General features: G+C 30.3%; 7 protein-coding genes and 1 rRNA gene. All 8 read left to right on the plus strand.

The window, feature by feature from the left end; genetic code table 11:
* The first annotated feature begins 326 nt into the window (after positions 1-326).
* The gene (dnaA, locus tag OW729_RS06280) at positions 327-1,676 is read left to right on the plus strand and encodes a chromosomal replication initiator protein DnaA (protein ID WP_268060618.1); all 1,350 of its coding nucleotides are present in this window, start codon (positions 327-329) and stop codon (positions 1,674-1,676) included.
* A gap of 260 nt (positions 1,677-1,936) precedes the next feature.
* A complete protein-coding gene (gene dnaN, locus OW729_RS06285; protein ID WP_268060619.1) occupies positions 1,937-3,040 on the plus strand; it encodes a DNA polymerase III subunit beta in 1,104 nt (367 codons plus the stop codon).
* 21 nt (positions 3,041-3,061) lie between these two features.
* The gene (locus OW729_RS06290; protein ID WP_268060620.1) at positions 3,062-3,268 is read left to right on the plus strand and encodes an RNA-binding S4 domain-containing protein; all 207 of its coding nucleotides are present in this window, start codon (positions 3,062-3,064) and stop codon (positions 3,266-3,268) included.
* Between the two features lie 55 nt (positions 3,269-3,323).
* Positions 3,324-4,409, plus strand: a complete 1,086-nt coding sequence (gene recF, locus OW729_RS06295; protein WP_268060621.1) for a DNA replication/repair protein RecF — start codon at positions 3,324-3,326, stop codon at positions 4,407-4,409.
* A 25-nt stretch (positions 4,410-4,434) separates the two neighbouring features.
* Positions 4,435-4,704, plus strand: a complete 270-nt coding sequence (gene remB, locus OW729_RS06300; RefSeq protein WP_268060622.1) for an extracellular matrix regulator RemB — start codon at positions 4,435-4,437, stop codon at positions 4,702-4,704.
* 15 nt (positions 4,705-4,719) lie between these two features.
* Positions 4,720-6,636, plus strand: a complete 1,917-nt coding sequence (gene gyrB / locus OW729_RS06305; protein ID WP_268060623.1) for a DNA topoisomerase (ATP-hydrolyzing) subunit B — start codon at positions 4,720-4,722, stop codon at positions 6,634-6,636.
* Between the two features lie 22 nt (positions 6,637-6,658).
* A complete protein-coding gene (gyrA, locus tag OW729_RS06310) occupies positions 6,659-9,181 on the plus strand; it encodes a DNA gyrase subunit A (RefSeq protein ID WP_268060624.1) in 2,523 nt (840 codons plus the stop codon).
* Between the two features lie 216 nt (positions 9,182-9,397).
* A 16S ribosomal RNA gene (locus OW729_RS06315) occupies positions 9,398-9,785 on the plus strand; the annotation flags it as partial.

Raw genomic sequence — 9,785 nt, forward strand, 5'->3', positions numbered from 1 at the left:
AATTTAATTATTTATTCACAGGTTGTGGACAAACTTGTGTATAACTTGTCAATTCCCTTATTAACCACTATTTTATTTTTATATTTTAGACGTATTTTCTTATTTTATTCACTTTTGTACTATGTGAATATATCTTTTTTTGTTCTTGTTAATAAATTTATTTATACATTTATTTTCAAGATAATTATACACATGTGAATATTTTTTTGCCTAATTGTCAACAACCTTAAATAATTAGTGGATATATTGTTTATTTCTTGTTTATTTGCTGTGATTTATATTTAAAAATTTTTTTTATTGAGGATACTTTAATTTGGAGGTAAAAAATGAATGCCCAACTAGAACAATTATGGACAAAAACCTTAAATATAATCAAAGGTGAATTAACAGAAGTTAGTTTTAATACATGGATAAAATGCATAGTACCTCTTTCTATAGAAAATGACACTATAAAATTAGAAGTTCCTAATGACTTTACAAGAGGTATCCTTGAAAGCAGATATAAATCATTAATTATTAATGCAATTAAATTACTAACTTCTAAGAGATATAAAATAGAATTTTTTATATCTTCAGGAGAAATTGCTTTTGATTTAAATAACTCTCCTAGATCATCTAATAGAGATAACATAATAGTTAATGATGAGATGTCTTGTACTTTAAATCCTAAATACACCTTTGATTCTTTTGTAATAGGCAACAGTAATAGATTTGCCCATGCTGCATCTCTTGCCGTAGCAGAAGCACCAGCTAAAGCTTACAACCCATTATTTATATATGGTGGTGTTGGGCTTGGTAAAACACATTTAATGCATGCTATAGGTCACTATATACTTAAGCATAATCCGAAAGCTAAAGTAGTATATGTGTCTTCTGAAAAATTTACAAACGAACTTATAAATTCAATTAAAGATGACAAAAATGTTGATTTTAGAAATAAGTATAGAAATGTTGATGTTTTATTAATAGACGATATCCAATTTATAGCCGGTAAAGAAAGAACTCAAGAAGAATTCTTCCACACATTTAACGCCCTATATGAAGCAGATAAACAAATAATTTTATCCAGTGATAGACCACCAAAAGAAATTCCTACTCTAGAAGATAGGTTAAGATCTAGATTTGAATGGGGGCTTATTGCTGATATACAAGTTCCAGATTTTGAAACTAGAATAGCTATTCTAAAAAAGAAAGCTGATGTTGAAAATTTAAATATTCCAAATGAAGTCATGGTATACATAGCTACTAAAATCAAATCAAATATTAGAGAACTTGAGGGCGCTTTAATTAGAATCGTAGCTTTTTCATCTCTTACTAATAAAGAAATTAGTGTTGAACTTGCAGCTGAAGCCTTAAAAGATATAATATCCAATGAACAAAATAAACAAATTACAATAGATCTTATTCAAGATACAGTCGCAAATTACTTTAACTTAAAAGTAGAGGAGTTAAAATCCTCTAGACGTACTAGAAACATAGCATTTCCAAGGCAAATTGCTATGTATTTAAGTCGAAAACTTACTGATATGTCATTGCCTAAAATAGGTGAAGAGTTCGGTGGAAGAGATCATACTACAGTAATCCATGCCTATGAAAAAATATCTACAAATCTAAAAAAGGATGAATCACTGAAAAACGTCGTAAATGATCTTGCAAAAAAAATTAATAATAGATAAATTAACATTTGTTTATAATATATGTCTAACTTTATGTGGATAAACTATAAATTCAGTATTCTACTTTTTTATTGTGGATAAGTATATATTTTCGTGTACTACTTATCCACAATAATTTTTGCTTTAATTTTTGCGTGTTTTAACGGCTGAATACAGTTATCCACATATTCACACGCCCTACTACTATTACTACTATTTTTATAATATAATCCTACCTAATTTAAATAAACTGATAATGTGGATAAGGAGGTCCTATTATAATGAAATTTATATGTGCTAAAAACAAACTACAAGAAGCTATATCAATAGCCCAAAAAGCAGTAACTGGAAAATCACCAATGCCTATACTTCAAGGTATATATCTATCAGCTAAAAATGACCAACTAACATTGATTGGTTCTGATATAGATTTAAGCATAGAAACTAAAGTTGTTGCAGAAATTCAAGAAGAAGGAAGTATTGTAGTTGACTCGAAATTATTTGGTGAGATTATAAGGAAACTTCCTAATAGCTCAGTAGAAATACATACTGTAGACAATAATTCAATAGAGATTATTTGTGAAAAATCTAAATTTACTTTAATACATATGGATGCAGATGAATTTCCTAATTTGCCAAATATAAATGAAAATATGATTTTTAGTATTTCCCAAAAAATATTAAAGAATATGATAAAAGGTACGATCTTTGCTATTGCCCAAGATGAAACAAGGCCAATACTTACAGGTGTATTATTTGAGGTTACAGATGAAAAACTCAATCTTGTTGCATTAGATGGTTATAGATTAGCTTTAAGAAGTAATAATATAGATAATGATAATACAATAAATGCTGTAATCCCAGGAAAAACACTAAACGAAGTAGCTAAAATATTGAGTGAAGACGAAGAAAGTGTAAAAATAACTTTTACACCTAATCACATTTTATTTAATTTAGGTCAAACTAAGATTATATCAAGACTTTTGGAAGGAGAATTTATTAGATATAATGCCATTCTTCCAGAAGAATTCAATTCTCAAGTTATTGCTAAAAAAGCAGAACTTTTAAATTGTATTGAAAGAGCTTCTCTTATGGCGAAGGAAGGTAACACTAATTTGATAAAATTCGACATCAAGGAAGAAAATTTAATAATCACATCAAATTCTCAATTGGGAACTGTAGTTGAGGAAATGAATATAATTTTGCAAGGAGAAGAATTGCAAATTGCATTTAATTCAAAATACTTAATAGATGTTTTAAAAATAATAGATGATGAAGAAATTATTTTGGAATTTTCTAGTAGTGTAAGCCCTTGCATTATAAAAAATAAAGAAAATAGTAAATATATATATTTGGTTCTTCCTGTTAGATTACTAAATGTTTAATTATGTTTTGGAGGATAAATAATGAAAGATGTGAAGATAAATACGGAAATAATAAAGTTAGATGCTTTTTTAAAATGGGCAGGAGCTGTAAGTGTTGGTTCTGATGCTAAAATGTATATTCTTAATGGTGCTGTGAAAGTAAATGGCTCTATTGAGGAAAAAAGAGGAAGAAAACTTAAAAAAGGTGATATTGTAGAATTAGATGGTGAGTCTTATAAAATTATTTAGAAATAAAAAGCATTAGGGAGTAATATTATGTTATAATAAAAAATAGGTGTTTTTTATGTATATTAAGAATTTATATTTAAAAGATTTTAGAAACTATCAGCTATTATCTCTTTCTTTGAATGAGGGAATAAATATATTTATTGGGGATAATGCTCAAGGGAAAACTAATATTTTAGAAAGTATATATTATTGCAGTTTAGGAAAATCTCATAGAACAAATAAGGACAAAGAACTTATAAGATGGGATGCAAAAGAATCTTATATAAGCACTTATGTTTGTAAAAATAGGTTAGATAAAAAAATAGATATAAAAATCTTTAAAGAAGGGAAAAAAGGAATTAGAATTAATTCAATCAAATTAAACACTATATCAGATTTGATTGGAATTTTTAATGTTGTTATTTTTTCGCCAGAAGATTTGAAGATTGTTAAGGAATCTCCAATATTTAGAAGGAGGTTCTTGGATATTGAATTATGTAAGTTGAATAAAAAATATTATCATAACCTAGTTCAATACAATAAAGTTTTAAATGACAGAAATGCTGTTTTAAGAAAATGGAATGGCAATAATACAGATATAATTGAAATTTATGATAAACAAATGAGTAAGTTTGGAAATTTTATTATTAGAGAAAGATTAAAGTATATACAAAAACTCAATGAAAAGGGAAAAATTATTCATAGAGATATAACATCTAATAGTGAAAATATACAATTTAATTACATTACATCAATAAAAAATCATAATAACATTGAAGAGGAATTATTCAATCTTTTAGCACAAAGTCGAGAAAAAGACATGGAAAAGAGAGTCACATCTATAGGTCCTCATAGAGATGATTTTTCAATAAATATAAACGATATAGATGCTAGAAAGTTCGGTTCTCAAGGGCAACAGAGAACCTCAGTTTTATCTATAAAGTTTGCATCACTAGAGATAATAAGAGATGAAATTGGTGAGTATCCTGTTCTTTTACTGGATGATGTTCTTTCAGAGTTGGATTTGAACAGACAAAAATATATATTAAATTCTATAAATAAAGTGCAAACTATAATAACATGTACTGGAATAATGGATATAAAGGATTATTTAGATGAACATGTTAAAATATTCAATGTTAAAGATGGAACAGTTAGCTAGAAGTTAGTTTTAAGGAGGATAATTTATGTTTTTGCACTTGGGAGAAAATGTAGTAGTTCCATTAAAAGACATAATAGGTATATTTGATTTAGAAACAACGATGTATAGTACAGATACGATTCAATTTTTAAGAATGGCTGAAGAAGATGGATTTGTAGAGAGGATTACTAAAGATAATCCTAAGTCCTTTGTTGTTGCAGAGGTAGATAAAAAAAGTAAGATATATTTATCACCCATATCTTCTACTACATTAACAAAAAGAACCGAAAGCATGTTCTATGATTCTCGTGAGTAAGTTAGGAGGATATAAATGGAAAAGAAGCAAGTTTATGATGAGTCTCAAATACAAGTACTAGAAGGGTTAGAGGCTGTTAGAAAAAGACCTGGAATGTATATTGGAAGTACGGGGATGAGAGGGCTTCATCACTTAGTTTATGAAATAGTTGACAATAGTATTGATGAAGCATTAGCAGGTTATTGTAAAAATATACAGGTGGTTATACATAAGGATAATGCAATATCAGTAATAGATGATGGTAGAGGTATGCCTGTAGGAATACATCACAAGATGCAAAGACCAACAGTTGAAGTTATTATGACTGTTCTTCATGCTGGAGGTAAATTTGGTGGAGGAGGCTATAAGGTTTCTGGGGGGCTTCATGGTGTTGGAGCTTCAGTAGTTAACGCTCTTTCAGAGTATTGTGAGGTAGAAGTTAAAAGAGAAGGTCATATATGGAAACAAGAATTTAGAAAAGGTAAAGTAGCTAGTGATTTAGCAATAATAGGAGATAGTGACTCTCACGGAACAAAAGTTTATTTTATTCCTGATAATGAAATTTTTGAAGAAGTAGAGTTTGATTATGATACACTAGCTCAAAGATTAAGAGAATTAGCCTTTTTAAACAAAGGAATTAGGATAATTTTAAAGGATGAAAGAGAAGGTAGTGAGAAAGAACATGAGTTTCATTATGAAGGTGGAATTAAGTCATTTGTGTCTTACTTAAATAGAAATAAGCAAAGGCTTCATCCAGAGCCTATTTATGTTGAAGGGATAAAGGAAGATTACATTGTAGAATTAGCTCTTCAATATAACGATACTTATAGCGAAAATATATTCTCTTTTGCAAACAACATAGATACAATAGAAGGTGGAACTCATTTATCAGGATTTAAAACGGCTTTAACTAGAGTTTTAAATGATTATGCTAGAAAATATGGTTATTTAAAAGAAAATGATAAAAACTTATCTGGAGATGATACAAGAGAAGGTCTGACTGCAGTTATATCTGTAAAACTTACAGAACCTCAGTTTGAAGGTCAAACTAAAACAAAACTTGGTAATACAGAAGTACGTGGTATTGTTGATAGTATTGTAAGTGAAAGTGTAAGTACTTTCCTTGAAGAGAATCCAGGTGTAGGTAAAATTGTTATTGAAAAATGTTTAGTTGCCTCAAGAGCTAGAGAAGCGGCTAAAAAAGCAAGAGAACTTACAAGAAGAAAGACAGCTTTAGAAAGTACTTCACTTCCAGGAAAGCTTTCAGATTGCTCTTCAAAAAATCCAGAAGAATGTGAAATATACCTAGTCGAAGGAGATTCAGCTGGAGGGTCTGCTAAACAAGGAAGGGATAGAAAATTTCAAGCCATCTTACCATTAAGAGGTAAGATTATGAATGTTGAAAAGCAAAGATTGGATAAAATACTTGGATATCAAGAAATAAGAGCAATGATTACAGCTTTTGGAGCTGGAATAGGAAAAGATTTTGATGTAGAAAAAATAAGATATAATCGCATTATAATAATGACCGATGCTGATGTAGATGGTGCTCATATAAGAACATTATTATTAACATTTTTCTATAGATACATGAAGGAATTAGTTGACAAAGGGCATGTGTATATAGCTCAACCACCTTTATACAAAGTAGAAAAAGGTAAAAATAACATAAAATATGCTTACTCGGATAAAGAACTTCAAAAGATATTAACTGAAATGGGCGGTAAGGATAAAAATACTGATATTCAGAGATATAAAGGTTTAGGAGAAATGGATGCTACTCAACTTTGGGAAACAACTATGAATCCAGAATGTAGGACATTGCTTAAAGTTACTGTAGAAGATGCTATGGCAGCAGATGAGATTTTTACAATTCTCATGGGAGATAAGGTTGAACCAAGAAGAGAATTTATACATGAAAATGCTAAAAAAGTTGTTAATTTAGATATATAAGGCTAGTAAAGAGGTGTTTTAGATGAACAACATGGGTAATGTTTTACCTGTAGATATAAGCAGTGAAATGAAAAAAAGCTATATAGATTATGCCATGAGTGTTATTGTAGGGCGTGCATTACCTGATGTAAGGGATGGTTTAAAGCCTGTACACAGAAGAATTTTATATTCTATGCATGAACTTGGATTAACACCTGAAAAAGGGTACAGAAAATGTGCTAGAATTGTAGGGGATGTTTTAGGTAAATATCATCCTCATGGAGATACTGCTGTATATGATGCTTTAGTTAGAATGGCTCAGGATTTTTCTATAAGATACCCTCTTGTAGATGGCCATGGTAACTTTGGATCTATAGATGGCGATAGTGCAGCTGCAATGAGGTATACAGAAGCTAAAATGCAAAAGATCACTTTGCAGCTTTTAAGAGATATTAACAAAGACACTGTAGATTTTATACCTAACTTTGATGGTGAGGAAGAAGAACCATCAGTTATTCCTTCAAGGTTTCCAAATTTACTTGTAAATGGATCATCTGGAATAGCTGTAGGTATGGCTACAAATATTCCTCCTCATAACTTAACAGAGGTCATAAATGGAATAGATATGCTTATTGATGATCCAGATGTATCAATAATGCAGCTGATGACAGAAATTAAGGGACCAGATTTCCCTACCTATGGAAATATAATGGGTAGTTATGGAATAAGAAAAGCTTATGAAACTGGTCGTGGAAAAGTTGTACTTAGAGCAAAGTCTGAAATTGAAGAAATAAAAGGTAAGCATAGAATAATAATTACTGAAATACCTTATCAGGTAAATAAGGCTAAGTTAATTGAAAATATAGCTGATTTAGTAAAAGATAAAAAGATAAACGGAATCTCAGATCTTCGTGATGAGTCTGATAGAGAAGGTATGAGGATTGTAATAGAATTAAAAAGGGATGCAAATCCAAATGTTATATTGAATCAATTATATAAACATACTAAGCTTCAAGACACTTTTGGAATAATAATGCTTGCTCTTGTAAATGGTGAGCCTAAAGTTTTAAATTTAAAACAAATATTAGTCTACTATATAGATTTCCAAAAGGATGTTATAAGAAGAAGAACTAAGTTTGATTTAGATAAAGCTGAAGCTAGAGCTCACATATTAGAAGGATTAAAAATAGCTTTAGACCATATAGATCAGGTTATCGCTCTTATAAGATCTTCTAAAACTACAAGTGAAGCAAAAGAAGGCTTAATGAGTAAGTTTGCACTCTCTGATAAACAAGCAACAGCTATACTAGACATGAAACTTCAAAGATTAACAGGTCTTGAAAGAGAGAAAATAGAGGATGAGTATCAAAAATTAATGGAACTTATAAAATCTCTTAGAGAAATTTTAGCTAGCGAAGAATTAGTTTTAAACATAATAAAAGATGAGTTAAACGAGATAAAAGCTAAATATGGAGATGAAAGAAGAACACAAATAATTAAAGATGAAACTAATGATATAGATATAGAAGATCTTATTGAGGAGAAAGATGTTGTAATAACTCTTACTCATGATGGCTATATAAAAAGATTGCCAGTAGAAACCTATAGCGCTCAAAGAAGAGGGGGTAGAGGAATACAGGCAATGTCTACAAAAGAAGATGATTTTGTTGAACATATATTTACTACTTCAACTCATAATAATTTATTGTTCTTTACTAATACAGGAAGAGTTTATCAGTTAAAGGGTTATCAAATCCCAGAAGCTGGAAGAACTGCAAAAGGAACTAATTTAATTAACTTAATACCGTTAGATACTAGTGAAAAAATACAGGCGGTTTTATATCTAAATGATTTTAAAGAAGATAATTATTTAGTAATGGGTACTAAGAAAGGTATTATTAAGAAAACGTCTCTTGATAAGTATTCATCTATAAGAAAGAATGGTTTAAACGCTATAAACTTAAAAGATGATGATGAGCTTATAAGTGTAAGGCCTACAAATGGAGATAGTGAGATAATATACGTAACTAGAAACGGGTATGCTATAAGATTTAGTGAAAAAGATGTAAGACCATTAGGAAGAACTGCTTCAGGTGTTAAAGCTATTACTCTTAGGAAAGATGATGAAGTTGTAAGTATGGAGGTAGCAAAGCCAGGAGAAGAATTATTAGTTGTAAGTGAAAATGGATTTGGTAAAAGAACACCTATAAATGAGTATTCACTTCAAAAAAGAGGTGGAAAAGGAGTAATAACTTATAAAATTTCTGATAAAACAGGAAATGTTATAGGTGCAAGATTAGTTGATGACAATGATGAGCTTATGCTTATTAATACTAATGGAATAGCAATCAGAATAAATGTATCTGATATATCAACAACAAGTAGAAATGCAATGGGTGTTACTTTAATGAAAACTACAGAAGATGAAAAAGTAGTTACAATGGCTAAAGTAAATATTACTGATACTAAAGAAGATGAAGAAGAAACAGACAATAATCGAGAAATAGTAGATTCTAATGAAGAGACAAAAGATAATTTAGATGAAAATTCAAAGAATGAAGAATAAAAATAGAGGGTTGTACTTGATAAGTACAGCCTTTATTTTTTTAGGATTAAAAAAAATAAAAAAAGTTTAAAAAACTAGTTGACAAAAAGCTAAGTTCAGTATAAAATAAATCTTGTCGTTGAGAGGCGACGAGGTAAAAACAAGGAAATGGTCTTTGAAAATTAAACAGAAGTTGATATAAAGTCAGTCAATTGAATTGAGTAAAGATTAAACTTTTAAATTGAGAGTTTGATCCTGGCTCAGGACGAACGCTGGCGGCGTGCCTAACACATGCAAGTCGAGCGATGAAATTCCCTTCGGGGAATGGATTAGCGGCGGACGGGTGAGTAACACGTGGGCAACCTGCCTCAAAGTGGGGAATAGCCCTCCGAAAGGAGGAGTAATACCGCATAAAATGAGAGAATCGCATGGTTCTTTCATTAAAGATTTATCGCTTTGAGATGGGCCCGCGGCGCATTAGCTAGTTGGTAAGGTAAAGGCTTACCAAGGCGACGATGCGTAGCCGACCTGAGAGGGTGATCGGCCACATTGGAACTGAGATACGGTCCAGACTCCTACGGGAGGCAGCAGTGGGGAATATTGCGCAATGGGGGAAACCCTGACG

The sequence above is a fragment of the Clostridium brassicae genome, assembly GCF_026738875.1.
Classification (GTDB): Bacteria; Bacillota; Clostridia; order Clostridiales; family Clostridiaceae; genus Clostridium_H; species Clostridium_H brassicae.